The organism is Bacillus sp. PK3-067, assembly GCF_056738645.1.
Map to the genome: position 1 here is coordinate 2,957,914 of NZ_CP096490.1, position 19,346 is coordinate 2,977,259.

Below are 19,346 nucleotides of genomic sequence, written 5' to 3' on the forward strand. Positions count from 1 at the left end.
ATCAAGCTAACAAAGTCAGCTATTCTTTATGCAACGGATAACATTTTCATATACATTTAACTCAGTGGGTTTTGGTAAAGCTTATTTTTCTACACATTTTTCAAAAATAAAACTCTACTACCGCCATTCCCATCATAATTTGTATGTACCGATACACCCTCTATCTCATCATCCCCAGCCTCAATTTGAAAGCCAATCTCCCTATGAAACTGTATCGATTTTTTATTAACTGGTGACGTAATTGCTTTTACAACTTTACAATTATTTGCACGTGCGACATCAAAGAAATACGAATACAATGTCGATGCAATTCCTCTTCTTCTATACTTCGGATTTACCCCGATAAAATGAACGTACGCTTCCTCTTTATGCGTTTGCGAAAAGAATCCGCATAAGAAACCTAACGTTTCGCCATCTTCTTCAATGATAAAACTCGTTTCTTGAAAGTGAACGAAAAACAATTTTGGCAACATGGCAGCCATGTCTCTCCCGCCCCACCAATCATTTAAAACAGAATGAATCTTTACATAATCTTCCCCTTGGATGTTTCTTACTCGCATATGTTTCTCCCTCTCACTCACTTCATTTTTTCATAAATTTTAATGACTGTTTCTACTAAAAGGATGAATACCCATATCCCGCAAAATACAAGAACAGACTGGAATAAAGAACCTAGCATAACAATACTTATTAAACCTAATTCTGGGCCTGAAATGGACATTTCATCAAATCCTATATTATGTATAAATGGACCGGTTGAAAAAGCCATTAAAATAGATGCTATTAAATAAATCACACTCATTATTTTTAATATTTTTATAGAAAGATACGAAGTTTGTTCTTGCTCCACTTGTGATAATTCGATTTCACCGCTCGCAATTCCTTTTTGTAAACAGTCCTCACATAGAAATTCTTCCTTAATTTTTTTACCACCGTGCAATGTACCTGTAATTTCTTTACAGCGCGAACACTTTCGATTTATCATTTTGTTATCACTCCAATCTCGTAAGATTATACTTATACAATTCTATTTTTACCTTATTATTCCTTTTGTGTATTTTATAGAGAGGTGACGTGTCTTATGATATCTAAACTTATTTTTGGTTATAAAAAGCCTACTGAGCAATATGTATTACGGCCTAGTTGTTATGCAATTATTTTTAACTCAACTTCTTCAAACATTGCTATTATCCAAAAAGGAGACCGTTATTTTTTACCTGGTGGCGGTATGGAAGGTACCGAAACAAAAGATGAATGCTTACATCGTGAACTACTAGAGGAATTAGGATGGGCAATTGAAATTAATCAATATATCGGTAATGCAATGCGATATTTTTATGCAGAAAAAGAAGATACATATTATTTAAACGATGGATTTTTTTATATTGCGAACATGGTGCAGACACAAACTGAAAACTGTGAGGAAGATCATGTTTTGCGGTGGATGTCTCCTTTACTTGCTGTAGAGCTTCTCATTCATGATCATCAAAAATGGGCTGTTGAACAAGCGCTTTTATTACAAAAACCAAAAGGATCTCCTTCTATATGAAAGAAATCCTTTTTATTGTTAACTTACTTTTTTCAAATTGAGAGCTGGCTTTTTGATTCCACCTTTTTTTACAACATATAGACCCACAAAGATAATAAGTCCGCCAACCAGTTGCATCATATTGATTTGCTCCCCTATTGTTACTGCCGCAAAAATAACTGCGAACAATGGTACAAGATACATATAAACCATTACTTTCGTTGAGCCTATTTGACTAATACCGACATACCACATTGCAAGTCCGAAGATTGTCGCGAAGACGATTGAATATGCTAGAGACCCCCAGCTTGGCATGTCTACTGGCCACGTTAATGTATTTACGTTGAATAAACAATATACAACGAGAGGTACAATTCCAATTAAAGTTGACCAAGATGTGACTCTCATTGCGGAATATTTTGTTATAAGAGGTTGCGCTAATATTGGATACCATCCCCACGCAATCGCTGCGACTAATCCAATTATGTTTCCGAGCCACGCATATTCGTAAGTAGTTCCTCCTGTATGTCCTGTTAATAAAACGAATGCTGCACCAATAAACGCTACTATTGAACCAATTTGTACTTTCATCGAAAAACGTTCTTGTTTGTGCAATACTGCTAATATCCCTGTAAAAATAGGTGACATCGCAATTAATAATGAGGCGTTCGTTGCTGAAGTATATTTCACAGATAGCATAAACATCGTTTGATACATTGCCGTACCAACGATACCGACTGCTACTAATCGTAACCAATCTTTTTTTTCAATACGTAATGAGCGTTCCATCATAAAAGTGATAAGTAATAATACCGGTGATGCTACTAAAAATCGTAAACTATTAAATTGAATGGATGACATATATGCCACTCCATACTTTCCTATTGTATAATTTGCTCCCCATACTAATGCAACTGATACTAGGAGCCATTCCATTTGCCATCGTTTCATCCGAATCTCCCCTTCCCTATTTAGCATAGTAAAATTGGCTGGATATAACACCGTCCAATTGGCTGTTTTTTTACCCAGCCAATTTGCTATACTTGATGTATATAAGAGATACGGAGGCGTTTTTTATGGAATGGAAACTAGATAGTGACAGTAAAATCCCTATTTATCAGCAAGTTGTTGACTTTATTGAAAAACGTATTACATATGGAGAACTTCCTCCAGGAAGCTTCCTCCCTTCAGAACGGAAATTAGCTACGCAGTTAAATGTAAACAGAAGTACAGTAACGACTGCTTATAATGAACTACGTGCTATGGGAATTGTAGAGAGTACGACTGGTAAAGGAACACGCGTGAGTACACATATGTGGGGTGTTTCTCCAACATTAACGCCGAACTGGAGAAATTTCGTAGAAGGTGGTACTTTTTTACCAAACTTACCACTACTTCGCCATATTCGGGCAGAAGTACAACAAAATGAAAATATTATTGATTTTGCAAACGGAGAGCTCGGTTGTAATCTTTATCCCCACGATCAACTACAAGCGATTTTACGTGAACAACCGTTAACGCATTCATTAAGTTACGATCATCCGCAAGGCTATCTCCCGCTAAGACAAGCGGTCGTAAAATATATGAAAGAATATTTAAAAGTTGAGGCGACTGAACAATCCATTATGATTACATCTGGCGCACAGCAAGCACTTCATCTTATCGTACAATGTTTATTAAATCCAGGTGATGCTGTTGCTTTCGAAAGTCCTTCACACTGTTATTCCCTGCCTCTATTCCAATCAGCAGGTATTCGTATTTTCCCATTACCTGTTGATGAACATGGGATTAACCCAGATGATGTACAGGAGTTATATAGAAAACACCGTATTAAAATGATCTTTTTAAATCCAAATTTCCAAAACCCTACGGGAACGATGCTTCATCCAAACCGTAGAAAAAAACTATTATCACTTTGTGCAGATTTACGAATTGCAATCGTTGAAGATGATCCGTCTAGTTTACTTACGCTAGAAAAGAAACAACCTTGTCCTACTTTGAAATCAATAGATGAAAACGGAACTGTCATTTATGTACATTCTTTATCAAAAATGATTGCACCAGGCTTACGAGTTGGTTGGCTTGTTGCCCCGCAGTCTGTAGTAGAAAGGTTATCCGACGCAAGACACCAAATGGAATTAGGTATGAGTATTTTCCCGCAGTGGCTTATGCAGCAATTTTTCGAAACTGTGCCATTTCAGTCGCATATCGTACCGTTACGAAAACAATTAGCGGAAAAAAGAGACGTTATCGTTCGCGCCTTAAATGAGCAACTTCACGACAAAATCTCTTTTTCAAACCCTACTGGTGGTATATACATTTGGGGGAAATTAAAAGAACCTATAAACGAAAAACAACTCATTATGCAAAGTTTAAAACAAGAAATCGCCTTTATGCCGGGTAGTATTTTCGGCGCGAAAGATGGTTATATTCGTTTATCTTATGGAAAAGTGAATATTGATCAAATTGAGGAAGGGATTTCTCGTTTGCGGGAGGCTATTTTGGTTTGTGGGAAATAAAATAACTTTTTAATACATTTAAAACTTCTTTATTCATTAACTCCAGATAATAAGTAAGCAAAAAATAATGAAAAGAAGCTTCATTCCAAAATTAAATTATAAGAAAGCTCCTGATGATTGATACAGGGGCTTTCTTTTCGAAATTTTTCGTTTTTCTTTATCTTTCTTCCCTACTTCTAAGAATGATTCTTATAAATTGTAACTCATTATGATTAATTCACCTTTCCGCCCCATCCTTCTAACCCCATTATCACAAAAACCACATTTTTCATATAAAGATTGTGCAGCTACATTTTTAACGTTTACTGCTAAAATAATTTCATTTATACCTAAGAAGTTATTTCGGACAAAGTCAGGTAATATCTTTAAAGCTTGTTTTGCATATCCTTTCCCTTGATGGTGAAAATCTGTTGAAAATGCTCTTATTAAAATAGATTTTTCATTATTTGTATATGGTTTAACCCCGTCATTTTTATGTAAAACAAAAAACGTTACAAGCTCATTATCTTTCATAGCTAAAATTGAATACCGATCTGAATCCTCACTCGATAGTTTTACAAGCTTTTTAGGTAAACCTGTATAACAAAGCTGCTCTTCTGACAATGTATATTGATTTATTGTATTTCTGAAGTTTTCATTATAAAAATATAACTGCATATAAATATCGCTCTCCTCAATAAATGGTCATTTCTATTTCGTTGTCTACAAGTTAAATAATAAAACCCACCCCCTATTTTCTGTAAAATATTCCTCTTTAATATTCTTAACTACATATCTATTATAAATACAGAAAAGCAACTCTCCATTCTCACAATCTAGCTGTATACTTAATAAATACTATGGGATTTGAAGTTTTTATCTCCACATTCTCACCCTCAAATATATACATTTGTTTATTTTCGATATCAATAAACACCATAAGTCCATTCTCATTATATGCTTCTGAATATTCACCATCTATTTTTATTCTTTCAAAAGAAGAAAAAGGGGAATGTACTACTTGATATTCGGAAAGCTTCATTATTCGCTTTTCTTCCGGTACGTGCACAATTTTTGGATCATCATCAGGTAAATATTCTAGCCCAATTTTATTCGGCGCAACGAAAATTAATAGATGCAAGGGTTCTGTTTCATTATTTTTATAGCCATGTATATGGTTCTTCCACCCAAACACAATCTCTCCTTTTGATGCACGAATCATTATTTTATTTGAAATATAATAATCCAAATGACCTGACAACACAACTGCACAATCTTCTCCAAATGGATGGCTATGAGGTGGTATGCCTTCATGCGATTGAAAAATCACTTCATACACCCAATACTTATTATCATTCGTTTTATAAATAAGATCATTTTTTGATATATTAATAGTTGTTTGTGATAAATCGAAACTCCTCATTCGGCCCTCCTGATTAATTTCAGACTTACTTATCTTTTGAAACCATTGCATAGAGCAGTAACATGAAATGATCCTCTAATTTAAAATACATTTTATTTATATATTCTATTGCTATTTTATCCAAATAAACACTATTAAAAATCAATCCGCAGAATGAAATTCAAATAAAACTTCCTAATACTTTCGTATTAAGAAATTTTCACATCACTACATATAACCACTTATTAAAATCTATAGTACATTCGTTATTTAGTTCGAAATATCCGTTTATTTTATAAAAATACATACGTATTAAATTGAGGAAGATATTACTCATTTGACAAAACCTAAATCTACCATTATTATCAACACGAACCTATTTATAGGAGTGATAAAAATGAAAATTTACGTTGATGCAGATGCTTGTCCTGTAAAAGATGTAATTATTTTTGAAGCTACGAATGCGGAAATTCCTGTTACACTCGTTACTAGTTTTTCTCATTATTCTAATGCAGAGCAGCCGAAAGGTGTGGAAACAATATATGTTGATTCCGGAGCAGATGCTGCTGATTACCGAATTATGCAGTTAGCAAAAAAAGAAGATTTAATCGTAACACAAGATTACGGTCTTGCTTCGCTCGCTTTAGCAAAAGGCTGTATCGTACTACACCATAAAGGCTATAAGTATACGAATGATAACATTGAACAATTGTTACAAACACGATATTTAAGTGCAATGGTTCGAAAAAGTGGTAAACGTACAAAGGGACCGAAACCATTTACAGCAGAAGATAAAGAGAAATTTAGAGCGCTCTTTAAAAGTATGATCGCACTTTAAAAATGAATCGTCTATTTGCTAGGAAAACTTCGCAAAACAAAGAAGAGAATATCGTAATGAACATTCTCTTCTTGAGGTTTACCCGTTTAAAATGAAGGTAAATTATCTAAGTTATTTTCTTTTATTCCATCCGGTTCACTACGTATAATATCTCTGCCATACTTATGAAATACGTCCACATGAGCTAACTTCCCTGATTTCGCTTCATTAAGAGCAGTCATATAATCTAACTCTCTCCCGCTACTTGTTTTAAACGCTATTAAATCTCCATCATCATTTTTACGAACAGCAACAATTTGTTCTGCTCCTGTATTGACTTCATGGCCTACTTCAAATTGAGCTTGCTCTTCTCCTTGATGTAAATAATCATTATACACCTTTTCAAAGTCTTTTTTGTCCATAAAACTCACCTCCAACACATTTTATTAGTATGGTTGGGAGGTAGTGGTTTTATGTACTTTTCTCTTAGAAAAACGTATTTTTAATACCTACGCAACCCTTTCAAAGTCTCCAATATATCATCTGTAAAGGCTGTGCTACCCTCTGTCTCTAAAACTCTGAAATATAAACTTCTTAAGAACGATCTAATATTTTGTACTAAAATAGCATGCTGCGGATGTCGGATGTCCTCAACAGTTGCTATACTATGTAACCAGTTGCTCCACTCTTCTTCAGTTAAAAGATTTTGGTTACGTAACGACATAATTGGTGCTACTAATCTCTCATCCTCAAAGTGAATGTAAACGTAGTCATGTAAGCGTACCTTCTGACGAACGGCAGCTAGTATTGCATATGAGAACTCACGATTTTGTATTGTACGTGCTAAAGCATCAAGTGCATCTGCTGCATGTGCAGTAGAGTGTGCCCAGCCTTTTCCTTCTACATAGCCCCTTACATCTTCTTCTAAATATACATATTCCAACACTTGTTCTGCCACACTGTACAATTGTTCTTCCGATAACAACGGTTCTCTTTCATGAACAGATAAAATAAGTGGTGGAATTAATACAGAGAATGCACGTTTAAAAACAGAGTCTGTTCCCTTTTCACCGATTTTATAAAATAAATAATCAGGGCTAATTGCTTGTAGCATTAACCCTCGTAATTCTTTTTGTCTAAACACATCATTTGTAATCCATGTATGAAGCGTACTATAAATTAAATCATCACGTAATTCAGCATCTGGTGATCCGATATAATCTAGCATCCACTGCGCATATGGATATGCATCTACGTCTTCTGGTACAGCATAATTATTATTTTTAATTTGTAGTAGTTCTTCTTTTAGTTCTAGTACTTCTGTCATTTTTTTATCCCCTTTAAATTTCTCTTCCTAAATTATTCCCTATTAGTATCATAAAATTAAACCCATTCTTAACGCAATATAAAATGGAATCATTAATTATCTTCACTATGTAACAGTTCTTCCAATGTTACTTTAACTTCTTCTTCTAATTCATTAATCGTTCCGCTATAAAGTGTTCCTATGCTACTACTTTTTCGATATCCTTGGTGATAGTACCAAAGCGAAATAGTACAGACTTCCCATGATTTTGAAGCATCATATTCAAAATTAATTTCTGATCTATATTCATAGTCTAAACAATTGTTAGATGTTAGTCCTTCTAATTCATCACCGTCTATATCTCTTTTAATTGACAGCTTCAAATTTAATTTACCATTTTGCGCAAAACGTTCTTCATATATTTTTTGATACTTACTGCAAATGTCTTCACTTATACTCTCTAGTTCCATTATTTTTTGTTTTAACTGTTCATTTATCTGTTCATTTTTGATTTCTAAATATTGTCCATCCTTCTCTTCATTCACTTTATTATTTTTTTGAAACCATCTAAACAAATGTTCATTCCTCCTATATAAACTGTATTAATGTCTTTTAAATAGAACTACTGGATCATCAAATTTACTATTTTCAAATAAAACATCTGCAAGTTCTTTCGGATTATGCTCATCTATATACAACTTACAGGCCGCATGATATCTGTTCAAAAACATCTTCTCTGCTTCTTCATAACTTCCAAAAGCTTCAGTTTCCCGCTTAGCACCACGTTTTCTCGCAATCTCAAAATTTGTATCTACAAAGATTTTGTAATCAAATAAATACGCAACGTCTTTTTTCAATAGAAACGTTCCATCTACTATTAATATCATATTTTGCGTGGCCAATAGCGGCTCATTATGTACAGACATATCCGTTATTAAGTTATGAGAAATCGTTTCATACTGTAAATTCCCGTTAGGTCCTAAAGGCATTAATAATCTTTCTTTGAAAGCTGTATAATCGTGTGCATCTTCATAATACCCTCTTGCAGATTCTTTTCCTTTTGCATAGCGAATCACTCTTGGATTATGAAAATCATCAATGCTGGCGCGTGTTACTGGTAATCCTCGTTTTTTTATTTCTTCCGCTAATTCGTTTGCAAATGTTGTTTTTCCTGATGCTGTAATACCACTTACTCCAACTCTTGTTGGATAGGTTAAGTTTAGCTTTACAATATGATCTGCAATTTCTTTGATTCGTTGTTTTCGGTTCATGATATCTCCCTTTATAATTAGTTTACATAATATAATTATAAGTAACAATTCATGTCACTATTTGTCGGTAAATCGATATCCTTTGTCGAATCGTTGATATATCGAAAAAATCGTTGATATATTTTAAGTTATGATAGATATATTTGAAAAATCGTTGATATATTATTAGCTTACTTCCCCTTAAACCCCCGATATAAGGCCGTCCGTAACTCTTGCTTATACTCTTCAATTTCTGGCATTTCGAGTTCTTCTGCTAATCTGATAGCTAATTCAATATCATACGGTACTCGTACAAGTTGAATAGAAAAGCTCGCCGCTTCTTTTTCATTATATGTTCCTTCAAATATTAAATAGGAAGCTTGCGTTATTTCAAGTGGGTTTCCTACGCTACCGGCATTACATAACGTTTTCCCTCTGAAATTTTGAACGAACGCTTGGTGAACATCGCCGTAACAAACGACATCTGGTTTTCTTTCTCCTTCTATATTTTCTGTCAGATCACTATTTTCGAACATACTAATACGTTCTTCTCTTGAAGCGTGTGGTTGAATTCTTTCATATAAACTTCTCGGTGAAGCGTGAAACATACGAATGAGTTTTCCACTCATAAAAAATTCGATTGAAAATGGTAAACTTCTTAAATAATCATTTTGTTCTTCCGATAATTGTTTTTGATGCCATTTTAATGCTTCAAATTCAGTCGGCTTTGTAATAAAATCATCCCAGTTTCCCATTACGACTACTTCACATTCTTTACGAATGATTTCAATTGCTTCACTGGAATGAGGTCCTTTTCCTACTAAATCTCCAAGGCAAATAATGCGCTCGATTCCTCTTAATTTAATATCATTCAACACGGATTCTAATGCTTGAATATTACCGTGAATATCTGAAATTACTGCTATTTTATCCATATAAATTACTCCTTTATTTATTAAATTCGCTTGATTGATACCATTTTGGAATATAGGATGAAAAATCATTATGATCTTCTAAAATTCCATTTAATCTTTCCTTCATATCATCTAATAAATATGGTGTGCTTCGGTTTGTCCATACGATATCAGCCGGGAATATCATTGCTGCATATAATGAGTACAGTTTCCAAAAATGTAGATCAGGTTCTCCTCCGCAATAACCGTGAACTTGTCCAACCGCAAATGGTTTGCTTATATTCGTTGTAAATAGTGCTACTTTATAAAAATCATGAATAGGATCACCAATATCGAATCTAGCAAAATCAATGACAGCCCGAAACTCATTTTGGTCAATCATTATATTAGCCGGATGAAAATCGTCATGTAAAAATACGATGGGACGATTTTTTAATAAATCTTTATGATTTCCTACAAAATCTATCACTGTATTTAAACGAAAAAAGTCTACTTCATATTCTTTCAACGCTTCTAAGTATCTCTCATATTTACTCCATATAGACATTTCCCATGAATTACTTTTATCTTCTTTTTCAACTAAATGAATCTTTTTTAGTACTTCTCCAGCCTTTTTTCCAGCCCTATACTGCTCTTCTGTAGACAACGTTCTTAATATATCTTCACCATCTAATCCATCAATCCATTCAAAAACTTGTACACATTTATTGAATTTAGTAAGACTAATAAAATGAATTAATTTTGGCATAGGAATATGTAAAGAATCTAGCTGCTGCATATATTCATATTCTTCCTGCTTCCGTTCAAAATATGATGAATCGCATACTTTAATAAAATACGAGGCCCCACTCTCTAATTCAATTTTATATTTCTCATCGAATGAAAAGCCTTTTGAAATAACAGTCGCTTTTAACATACGAGGCCATTCTAGTATTCTCTCTATCTCCCTAAGCATTTCTTTCACAACGTTCACCTCTATTAATATATGTACAAACTACCTAGCACTTCATGCTCTCGTTTATCTCCACCTTTAAACTCTACTGCAAATGGATATTCGCCATTCTTATTCAAATGTTCTAGTACTAGCCCTTCTCCAATCGGTTCACAAAACTGCACATGAATATTTCCAAACACTACACTTTGACTCTCAGCATTCCATTTTTCATTTTTCACAACTGAGCTTGTAGATAGTCCCATTACTTTTTTCCATTTCCTTACTGTTTCTCGAACGTTTTTTACTGCGTAATGAATCGTTTCAATTTGTTGCACTTTGTTTTTATGTTCAGTGATCATCCCACTGTTACGTAAATCGTTTCTTCTTTCTTCGTCCGTTTCATTCCACTGTATAAAGAAAGGTAATTTCGGTCCGTTCTCTTCTTGCTTAACAAATAACATTTTCCATTCTAAAAGCCGGCCATCTTTTCTCATGCGTTTCCCTTCAAATGGCCCTATCGTATGTAAGCCGTACTTATTAAAGTTAACTGCTAGCTCCTCAATTGCATCTGTTCGGATCGCGATTTGTAGCATTCCTTCTCCATTTTGTAGTTTCACCACTGTTTCTTGTACTAATGGATTTTCTGCTTCTTTCGCTTTTTCTTCATGCTGAACTACTAAAAATTCTATGTATGATAAGTCAAAATAACTTAAACTATTCCAAGTACCCCAAGTAGTATGCTCTCCGCCTAATACAGTATGAAATCCAAGCTCCTGCATTTGTTTTGCCGCTTCCTCCGGTGTATATTGCACTGCGTGAACGAGATGATCAAATGCTAACATATTCTTTCTCCCCTTTCTCTCCATCCTTTTATTGTATATTTTATTTTTCTTTCATTCAATTCAAAAACTTTAAAACCTAGTTGATTTATACGATTAATATGTATTATAATGAAACAAATTTAATTATTGCTGATTGGAAAAACCAAAGGCACTTTTCTCATACGGGAAAAGTGTCTTTTTCATTTATTATTACAGGGGGATTATTTATGCAGAAATTAATTGTCTTTGCTATTATTGGATTTTTCGCTCAACTGATCGATGGAGCACTCGGAATGGCGTATGGGGTAACGTCTACTTCACTATTATTAATGTTTGGTATTGCACCGGCTGTAGCTTCCGCATCGGTTCATTTAGCTGAAGTCGTTACAACTGCAGCTTCTGGCGCATCTCATATCAAATTTGGAAACGTTGATAAATATACAGTTTCCAGGCTTACATTACCTGGGGCAATCGGCGCATTTGTTGGGGCATGTTTTTTAAGCAATTTACCTGGTGATGTAATTAAACCGTACATTTCCGTATTTTTATTTACTTTAGGGGGTTATATTTTATTACGATTCATCATTCAAAAACAAATTGTCACTTCAAATAAGCGTATGTCTGCAAAACAACTTGTGCCGCTTGGTTTATTCGCTGGATTCGTTGATTCAACTGGTGGCGGTGGTTGGGGGCCGATTACGACACCTGTTCTTCTAGCAAGAGGAAATGAAGCTAGAAAAGTTATTGGATCTGTAGATACGAGTGAATTTCCTGTTTCACTCGCTGCAACAATCGGCTTCTTCATCTCACTTGGCTGGGAACAAGTAAGCTGGATTTGGGTATTTTCTCTCATGCTCGGTGGTATCGTAGCGGCACCAATCGCGGCATGGCTAGTTCGCATCGTTCCTTCTCATTTACTTGGCGTATTAGTTGGTGGTCTTATTATCTTTACAAACATTCGTACACTGCTTACTACATTTAAAGTGGATCCAACTATTATTTCACTTTCTTACGTTGCAGTTGGTCTTGTCGTTATTATTTCTATTTTCATTGCTGTTCGTAATCATTCCAATCGTCCTAATACGTCAACGGCTGAGTATCCGAATGATCAGAAGCAAATGCTACCATAACTATAAAAAATACCGCTCAATTTAGAGCGGTATTTTTTATTTTTCTATTTTCCAATTAATCATCATTTCTGTAGCATTTACTCTCTTCATATGTAACTTTTCTAAAACACGCATCGAACTATAATTATCTAGAAGTGTCTCTGCAATTATTGTTTCTACCTCACCTGTTTTGAAAGCCCAATCGATTAGTTCTTTTACAGCTTCTGTTGCATAGCCCTGATTCCAATATTTCTCAATGAATCCATAGCCAATTTCTACTGTTTGATTCTCGTTTGGTTTCCCTTTAAACCCAATATCACCTAAAACGCTATCATCTTCTTTTCGAAGAACATACCACGCCCCCCATGGTAATAAAGTTGCATCTTTTTTTACATTCTTTACATGCCCTACAATATGCGGGCCGCTATTGTATCCTTGCTCGTTAGCGACTTGAATCCTCTCTTCTGTACACGGCACTATATAGAGCCTTTCTGTTTCTAATTTCATTTTGATTTCCCCTTTTTGCTTAAACGTTACCCTAATTATAACAAATAATATGACTTTATTATGAATGTCGAATTATATTTTTCTGAATTTTCTTTTAATTTAGAGGGTTTTTCAATATTTTTTGCGAAACATTTGTATAACAATTTTTTCTTTGCTTATTGCTACATAATAGTAGGTTCGGGTGGAGTTTTGCAAGCGTTTCCTATACAATAACCGATATTTTTTGACTTTTCCTAACAAAATATCTTGCAATATATTCAGAAAGTCATTACAATTGCCATATATTAAAAATCTTAGCAATATATAAATCCTCATCAATCCGATGAGGTAGAGGTTGCGACTTTTAATAGTAAAACGGACGAGACACAGAGAATGTCAGCTGACTCCGTTTGAAAGGAAAAGTTGCCGAAGTTTATATTTCTTCTCTGGAAATATGAGCTGGGGCTGTCTCCGAAAGGAACAGAACTGTCACGTTTACAAAATTACCGTGTAAACGTGGGGTGCTATCTTAACGGAAGGGTATGATGGGGTGGTTATTTGTGAAACGTTCCGCCAAATTCCTTTGGCGGTTTTTTGTATTTTTCTCCCCCGCTCCTTCCTAACCTACAAGAAAAGGAGTGTTGAACATGAATAGCGCAACAAATCAATCTACCTCTAAAACGCAAACTACACAAGGACAAGGTGAATTAAAACGCGGATTAAAATCTCGTCACCTTACGATGATTTCTCTCGGTGGTACAATTGGTACCGGACTATTTCTTGCCAGTGGTGGTGTCATCCATACAGCTGGACCTGGTGGCGCATTAATTGCATACGCCGCAATTGGAATTATGGTTTATTTTTTAATGACAAGCTTAGCTGAACTTGCAGCTTACATGCCTGTTACTGGATCTTTTAGTACGTATGCAACAAAATTTGTTGATCCATCACTTGGCTTTGCACTTGGATGGAACTATTGGTATAACTGGGCAATTACGATTGCTGCTGAACTTGCAGCCGTAACATTAATTATGAAATTTTGGTTCCCAGATACCCCTTCTCTTATTTGGAGCGGATTATGTTTAGCTATTATTTTCCTTTTAAACTATTTATCTGTTAAAGGGTTTGGTGAATCTGAATATTGGTTCGCACTTATTAAAGTAGTTACGATTATTATCTTTTTAATTGTTGGTTTCATGATGATTTTTGGAATTATGGGCGGTGAAACGGTTGGATTTAAAAACTTCACTGTTGCAGATGCACCATTTAACGGCGGTATCATGGCAATTATCGGTGTGTTTATGGCAGCTGGTTTCTCATTCCAAGGTACTGAACTATTAGGAGTAGCTGCTGGTGAAACTTCTGATCCAGAGCGTAATATTCCGAAAGCGATTCGTTCAATCTTTTGGCGTATTCTTTTATTCTATATCCTTGCAATTCTCGTTATCGGTTTATTAATTCCTTATACAACTGAAAGCCTTGCTGCAAGTGATGTTACAGTAAGTCCGTTTACACTTATTTTTGAAAAAGCGGGCGTTGCCTTTGCTGCTTCTGTTATGTACGCTGTTATTTTAACGGCAGTACTATCTGCTGGTAACTCTGGTATGTATGCATCAACTCGTATGCTTTGGGATTTAGCTCGCCAAGGAAAAGCACCAAAGTTTCTTGGTAAATTAGATAGCCGCGGTGTACCTGTTAACGCATTAATCGTAACATCAATTGTCGGTAGTATCGCTTTCATTGCTTCTTTATTCGGTGACGGTGTTGTATACATTTGGTTATTAAATGCATCAGGAATGTCTGGCTTTATCGCTTGGGTCGGCATTGCAATTAGTCATTACCGTTTCCGTAAAGCATATATTGCACAAGGAAAAGATTTGAAAGACTTACCATATAGAGCAAAATGGTTCCCATTTGGTCCAATCTTCGCATTTACACTTTGTATCATCGTAATTTTAGGACAAAACTACGGCGCATTTATGGGTGAATCAATCGATTGGAATGGCGTACTCGTTTCTTACATCGGTTTACCACTCTTCTTAGTACTATGGTTAGGATATAAATTTACGAAAAAAACAAAAGTGATTCCACTTGATAAATGTGAACTAAAATAAAGTGAAACGAGCAAACAAATTTGTTTGCTCGTTTTTTGTTGCAAACCTCTTTCCTTCCCTATTGCTCCTGTTTTTGCCATAATAGAAGAAATATAAATAAAAGGTTGGGATACAATGAACATTCGCATTACTGATGAAGCAAAAGCAGCTATACATAGATTAGAACGTGAAGACAAAAAGATCATTCGCATTAGAGGAACAATGACAAACTCTTGTAGTATTTTCGTTGATGTCGATTTAATTTGGGATACATTTAACGCAGATGATGTTGTATATGAAGATGCGGAGCTTATCGTACAAATGGATTCATTTACGAAAGACTACACTGGTGATACAGTGAAGCTTGACTATAAGACGACAGGTTTTAGTATTACGACTCCGAGTGAGACTTTGGTTTATGGATTGTCGATTAAAAAATAAAAATTGTTTTCATTTGACCACCGAGGTGAAAAAATGGGTAAATATGTTCCGTTAAAATTTTTATTTAATGAAGAATTAGCAGAAAAAATAGCTGATTCTATTTGTAAACACGATCCTTGTTTCTCTAAAAGCATCTTTGTAGATTCTGTAGCTTGTAAAGTTGAAAATTTAGAGTTAAAACAGCGTATTGAAGTAATTGCAGATGAATTACACAATGCTTTACAAAAAGATTTTAATGCCGCAATACATATATTACTGAAAACATTAGGACCAGAAAATACAACCGGAGTAGGCACATTTACAAATGGATATATGTACATGCCTGTTGCAAAATACGTTGAAAAATATGGGCTTAACGATTTTAAAATCTCGTTTAATGCAATGTATGAAATAACGAAAAGGAATACTGCTGAATATGCCATTCGGCCCTTTCTTGAAACATACCATGAAGATACACTAAACATATTACAACAGTGGATTCATGACGAAAACAGCCACATTAGGAGATTAGTTTCTGAAGGTACAAGACCAAGGCTTCCTTGGGCTAAAAAAATAGGAGCTCTAAAAGGTGATTTTCAGTACAATTTACAACTTCTTGAACCATTAATGAATGACCCTTCTAAATATGTTCAAAAATCTGTAGCCAATCATATTAACGATATTACGAAAGAAGATAAAGAACTCGTTTTTCAGTGGTTACAGCAATTACGTGATAAACAGCATCCTATTAATCCTTGGATTATAAAACATGGGTTAAGAACAGTTATTAAAAATGGTAATTTACCAAAAGATTTTTGTTTTTGAGTATATTAAACAAAAACGCTATCTTTTCCTATGATTCTAGAAAAAGAATAGCGTTTTTTTACTCGTCCAGTATTTAGTAGGTATAACTTTTTATATTTCAAAAGACTTTTCTCTCTAAAAATATTTTTCATACAAATTTTCACATTCTAAAAAATCTATAAATTTCTTATAATGTGTCACTGTTCTTTCTAAAGCAATCATTAAAACAAAAATAAAATAAATTGCTTGGATTCCATTCATATAATTAAAGAGTGATTCAAATATATATACAATACTTGCAATCATAGAACAAAACCATAAATAAAACTTCATTTTCAGCTTTTTAATTTTTTGCTTAGTTGTCTTACAATACTGGCCATGAACTCTTATAAACAAATAAATTGCTGTATGTAAAATAATAATTGAAAATTGAAAACTTCGATTGTCCTCCGAACTAAATTCAGAAAAATCTATTTCTAATGAATGTAATACTATCCAAATAGAAAATAAAGATAGCAGAAATACATATAAAAAACCAATTAATAATTCAAAAATAAAGAGCCAAGGTTTATTTATGATTGAGTAAAATGGATTTAGATATTTTATGGTTAATAAAAATTTTCTCACTAAATCAGTAATAATAATTGATGTATTAGTTATATTCATATAGAAAAGTAATGTTATTGGAACTAATAACATTATAGTGATGCCCCAAACAGTAATCTTAATGCCTGATATAAAGAAAACAGCTCCATAAATTATAACTGAAAAAATAAAAGTTGATACTGGAACAAACACTAAAAATGTAAAAGTTCTTATTAAGATTAAATCCCCTAAAAAATCTTTTATTATGGAAACGTGTATTTTTTCCTCCTTGTATTTTTTCACAGTATCAACTATGTCTTTCTCAGATAAAAGAAAACACTTCAATCTATTAAACATAAAAAAACCCCTTTATATTAAAAAGATTAAAATATATACCAAACTGTTATTAAAATTTCATAAAAATAATTGTAAATCTTGTATAAGCATTTTTTTCACTTTCAACTGTAATTAAGGCGTGATGTGCCTCTATAATAGCTTTGACAAGTGCCAATCCAATTCCGGTCGATCCGTGCTTTTTAGAACTACTTGATTTATAGAATCGTTCAAAAATATGGGGTAATTCTTCAGCTGAAATTCCCTCTCCAAAGTCTTGGATTACTAGTTCTGTATAGATTGGAGAATTTTTGGCCTGAATCATTATTTTACCACCGGGTTTAGAATGTTCGATTGCATTCTTCAACAGGTTTAACAAAGCTTCCTGCATCCATAATTTGTCGTGAATAACGACTATTTCTCTTGGTGCATTCCAATCAATCAAAATATTTTTATCACTTATCATGCTTTGCAAGCGATTTAGTACTTCCTCAGTCGTATCTACTAAATTCCCTGGCTCTTTATCAAACGAAATCGCTTTTGCATCAATTTTTGCTACTTTTAACAAATTCTGAATTAAGATATTCATTCTAGAAATCTGAATATCATTATTTTGTAGTAATTGAGCTTGTTGCTCTCGGGATAGTTTCTCATTTAACAACATTTCATTATAGATAGAAATAGTTGAAAGCGGCGTTTTTAACTGATGAGATATATCCTGCAACATTTCTCCTAAAAACCGTTTCTCTTCAAGCAAATCATGCATATTTTTTCTAATGATATCCCTCATTGAACGAAATGAAATCGCCAGTTTCGCGAAATCCCCCTCTTTATTTTCATTGATGACAACCGAGTAATCTCCCTCGATTATCTTTTTTGCAGCTCTAGTAAGCTGGCTAATCTTATTGAAAATAATTTTTTGTTGCATGTAGTTTGCAACAAAAAGTAAAAATCCAAAAGCAATCAATCCCCACATCATAAATTGATTGTGATTAATAATTAGATTATTTAAGTGAGGAAAAAATTTTGAATCCAAGTCTTCATATAATCCATATTGCTTTAGGATCTCTGTCCCTTTTTCCTGATATTTACTTGAGTGAGACGAATGACTTGATAAGACTTTCATAATTTCCGCTTCATTTTCTGGATTCTGCTCTACCAACCTAGCTGTAATTTCCCCCCATGTTGCAATAGAGTCTCTTTTCAAATGATCATAAAATAATTGTTGAATAATAAATTGGTAAATCACAAATATAGATAAAAGGACGGCTAGTATCGTCATATAGCTTTTTAACTCGGTATTTTTCATTATCTTGCTCACCCAATCACGTCCTTGCTCCAACGATAACCATATCCTCTTTCGGTAACGATAAACTGTGGTTTTTGAGGATTGTCTTCAACTTTAGCTCTTAAACGCTTTATGTATACAGATAACGTGTTTTCATCAAAAAAAGCATTTTCTCCTTCTGTTATTTGTTGTAGGAGTTCATCTCTTTTTAATGCTTTGTGAGAATTCTTCATGAAATTCAATAGCAGCTTGTATTCTAAATTCGTCAATGTAATACTTTCACAATTTTTATAAACCTTGACTAGGTTCGTATCGATTCTTATATTCTCAGATCTTAAAATTTGAGATGGCGTTTCTAGCGACGCTTGTTTACGCAATTGTACTTTCACTCTGGCCATGAGTTCCCTAACCCGAAAAGGTTTGGTTATATAATCATCACCGCCTATATCCAGCCCCATTACCACATTTGCTTCTTCATCTAGTGCAGTTAAGAAAATAATAATCGAATTCTCGTTTTTCTTTTTAAAATACAAACATAAGTCATAACCATTACCATCTGGTAGGCCGATATCAAGGATGGACAAATCAAATGTATTGTGAACAAACTGGTGTTTAGCTTCTTTTACACTGGACGCTCTAATCACCTCATAACCTTCATTTCTCAATGAAAATTCGATGGCTATGCCAAGAGCTTCATCATCTTCAACTAGTAATATTTTTTTATTCAAGTATGCCCTCTCCTTTTTTCCCCTAGCTTA

Annotated in this window: 23 protein-coding genes and 1 riboswitch; of the genes, 7 read left to right on the forward strand and 16 right to left on the reverse strand. The window is 34.0% G+C overall.

What is annotated here, in order from left to right; genetic code table 11:
* Window positions 1–89: 89 nt before the first annotated feature.
* Entirely contained in the window at window positions 90–560 is a 471-nt protein-coding gene (locus M1D73_RS15255; RefSeq protein WP_001266045.1) for a GNAT family N-acetyltransferase, read from the reverse strand.
* A 17-nt stretch (window positions 561–577) separates the two neighbouring features.
* Window positions 578–985: a DUF3980 domain-containing protein gene (locus M1D73_RS15260; RefSeq protein ID WP_000610496.1), complete on the reverse strand. Its 408-nt coding sequence runs from the start codon at window positions 983–985 to the stop codon at window positions 578–580.
* A 96-nt stretch (window positions 986–1,081) separates the two neighbouring features.
* Here M1D73_RS15260 and M1D73_RS15265 point away from each other — a divergent pair, with 96 nt between their 5' ends.
* Complete coding sequence (locus M1D73_RS15265) at window positions 1,082–1,549, forward strand: NUDIX hydrolase (RefSeq protein ID WP_000623966.1); 468 nt, start codon at window positions 1,082–1,084, stop codon at window positions 1,547–1,549.
* 18 nt (window positions 1,550–1,567) lie between these two features.
* Here the strand turns inward: M1D73_RS15265 and M1D73_RS15270 are convergent, their stop codons facing one another.
* Entirely contained in the window at window positions 1,568–2,479 is a 912-nt protein-coding gene (locus tag M1D73_RS15270) for a DMT family transporter (RefSeq protein ID WP_000832977.1), read from the reverse strand.
* Between the two features lie 125 nt (window positions 2,480–2,604).
* Here M1D73_RS15270 and pdxR point away from each other — a divergent pair, with 125 nt between their 5' ends.
* Window positions 2,605–4,047: a MocR-like pyridoxine biosynthesis transcription factor PdxR gene (pdxR, locus tag M1D73_RS15275; protein ID WP_063245365.1), complete on the forward strand. Its 1,443-nt coding sequence runs from the start codon at window positions 2,605–2,607 to the stop codon at window positions 4,045–4,047.
* Window positions 4,048–4,236: 189 nt separating this feature from the next.
* Here the strand turns inward: pdxR and M1D73_RS15280 are convergent, their stop codons facing one another.
* Window positions 4,237–4,704, reverse strand: a complete 468-nt coding sequence (locus tag M1D73_RS15280; RefSeq protein ID WP_098213078.1) for a GNAT family N-acetyltransferase — start codon at window positions 4,702–4,704, stop codon at window positions 4,237–4,239.
* 151 nt (window positions 4,705–4,855) lie between these two features.
* Window positions 4,856–5,449 carry a cupin domain-containing protein gene (locus M1D73_RS15285; RefSeq protein ID WP_001255984.1) on the reverse strand — a complete coding sequence of 198 codons (594 nt, stop codon included), beginning with the start codon at window positions 5,447–5,449 and terminating at the stop codon, window positions 4,856–4,858.
* A 376-nt stretch (window positions 5,450–5,825) separates the two neighbouring features.
* Between M1D73_RS15285 and M1D73_RS15290 the strand changes: the two genes are divergently transcribed.
* Complete coding sequence (locus M1D73_RS15290) at window positions 5,826–6,266, forward strand: YaiI/YqxD family protein (protein WP_000708761.1); 441 nt, start codon at window positions 5,826–5,828, stop codon at window positions 6,264–6,266.
* An 86-nt stretch (window positions 6,267–6,352) separates the two neighbouring features.
* Here the strand turns inward: M1D73_RS15290 and M1D73_RS15295 are convergent, their stop codons facing one another.
* From M1D73_RS15295 to M1D73_RS15325, 7 genes are all read right to left on the reverse strand, one after another.
* Window positions 6,353–6,667, reverse strand: coding sequence for a DUF3892 domain-containing protein (locus M1D73_RS15295; protein WP_000358176.1), 315 nt, complete (start codon window positions 6,665–6,667; stop codon window positions 6,353–6,355).
* A gap of 80 nt (window positions 6,668–6,747) precedes the next feature.
* Window positions 6,748–7,572: a DUF2785 domain-containing protein gene (locus tag M1D73_RS15300; RefSeq protein ID WP_000141232.1), complete on the reverse strand. Its 825-nt coding sequence runs from the start codon at window positions 7,570–7,572 to the stop codon at window positions 6,748–6,750.
* Window positions 7,573–7,664: 92 nt separating this feature from the next.
* On the reverse strand, window positions 7,665–8,126 hold the full coding sequence (locus M1D73_RS15305; RefSeq protein ID WP_000490272.1) for a hypothetical protein: 462 nt from the start codon (window positions 8,124–8,126) through the stop codon (window positions 7,665–7,667).
* A 27-nt stretch (window positions 8,127–8,153) separates the two neighbouring features.
* Entirely contained in the window at window positions 8,154–8,822 is a 669-nt protein-coding gene (locus M1D73_RS15310) for a nucleoside/nucleotide kinase family protein (protein ID WP_001080563.1), read from the reverse strand.
* 170 nt (window positions 8,823–8,992) lie between these two features.
* Entirely contained in the window at window positions 8,993–9,736 is a 744-nt protein-coding gene (locus M1D73_RS15315) for a metallophosphoesterase family protein (protein WP_000357656.1), read from the reverse strand.
* Between the two features lie 13 nt (window positions 9,737–9,749).
* Window positions 9,750–10,679, reverse strand: a complete 930-nt coding sequence (locus tag M1D73_RS15320; protein ID WP_000661756.1) for an aminoglycoside phosphotransferase family protein — start codon at window positions 10,677–10,679, stop codon at window positions 9,750–9,752.
* A gap of 14 nt (window positions 10,680–10,693) precedes the next feature.
* The gene (locus tag M1D73_RS15325; RefSeq protein WP_098213077.1) at window positions 10,694–11,491 is read right to left on the reverse strand and encodes a VOC family protein; all 798 of its coding nucleotides are present in this window, start codon (window positions 11,489–11,491) and stop codon (window positions 10,694–10,696) included.
* Window positions 11,492–11,589: 98 nt separating this feature from the next.
* Here M1D73_RS15325 and M1D73_RS15330 point away from each other — a divergent pair, with 98 nt between their 5' ends.
* A complete protein-coding gene (locus tag M1D73_RS15330; RefSeq protein ID WP_121868301.1) occupies window positions 11,590–12,600 on the forward strand; it encodes a sulfite exporter TauE/SafE family protein in 1,011 nt (336 codons plus the stop codon).
* A 36-nt stretch (window positions 12,601–12,636) separates the two neighbouring features.
* Here the strand turns inward: M1D73_RS15330 and M1D73_RS15335 are convergent, their stop codons facing one another.
* Window positions 12,637–13,086 carry a GNAT family N-acetyltransferase gene (locus tag M1D73_RS15335; protein ID WP_000764606.1) on the reverse strand — a complete coding sequence of 150 codons (450 nt, stop codon included), beginning with the start codon at window positions 13,084–13,086 and terminating at the stop codon, window positions 12,637–12,639.
* 320 nt (window positions 13,087–13,406) lie between these two features.
* Window positions 13,407–13,600: riboswitch (Lysine riboswitch) on the forward strand.
* Window positions 13,601–13,712: 112 nt separating this feature from the next.
* On the opposite strand from M1D73_RS15335, the gene M1D73_RS15340 reads away from it, so the two are divergent.
* The 3 genes from M1D73_RS15340 (at window position 13,713) to M1D73_RS15350 (ending at window position 16,403) form a co-directional block, all read left to right on the forward strand.
* Window positions 13,713–15,179, forward strand: a complete 1,467-nt coding sequence (locus M1D73_RS15340) for an amino acid permease (RefSeq protein ID WP_481157922.1) — start codon at window positions 13,713–13,715, stop codon at window positions 15,177–15,179.
* A 114-nt stretch (window positions 15,180–15,293) separates the two neighbouring features.
* Window positions 15,294–15,599 (forward strand): iron-sulfur cluster biosynthesis family protein, encoded by a 306-nt coding sequence (locus tag M1D73_RS15345; protein WP_002026004.1) that lies wholly within the window; start codon window positions 15,294–15,296, stop codon window positions 15,597–15,599.
* Between the two features lie 33 nt (window positions 15,600–15,632).
* Complete coding sequence (locus tag M1D73_RS15350) at window positions 15,633–16,403, forward strand: DNA alkylation repair protein (protein WP_000521694.1); 771 nt, start codon at window positions 15,633–15,635, stop codon at window positions 16,401–16,403.
* Between the two features lie 114 nt (window positions 16,404–16,517).
* On the opposite strand, the gene M1D73_RS15355 is transcribed toward M1D73_RS15350, so the two are convergent.
* From M1D73_RS15355 to M1D73_RS15365, 3 genes are read right to left on the reverse strand one after another with little or no spacing between them, the layout of a single operon-like run.
* Window positions 16,518–17,324: a hypothetical protein gene (locus tag M1D73_RS15355; RefSeq protein ID WP_098213074.1), complete on the reverse strand. Its 807-nt coding sequence runs from the start codon at window positions 17,322–17,324 to the stop codon at window positions 16,518–16,520.
* Window positions 17,325–17,373: 49 nt separating this feature from the next.
* Complete coding sequence (locus M1D73_RS15360; protein WP_000798887.1) at window positions 17,374–18,609, reverse strand: HAMP domain-containing sensor histidine kinase; 1,236 nt, start codon at window positions 18,607–18,609, stop codon at window positions 17,374–17,376.
* An 8-nt stretch (window positions 18,610–18,617) separates the two neighbouring features.
* Entirely contained in the window at window positions 18,618–19,316 is a 699-nt protein-coding gene (locus tag M1D73_RS15365) for a response regulator transcription factor (protein ID WP_001035093.1), read from the reverse strand.
* Window positions 19,317–19,346 lie beyond the last annotated feature (30 nt).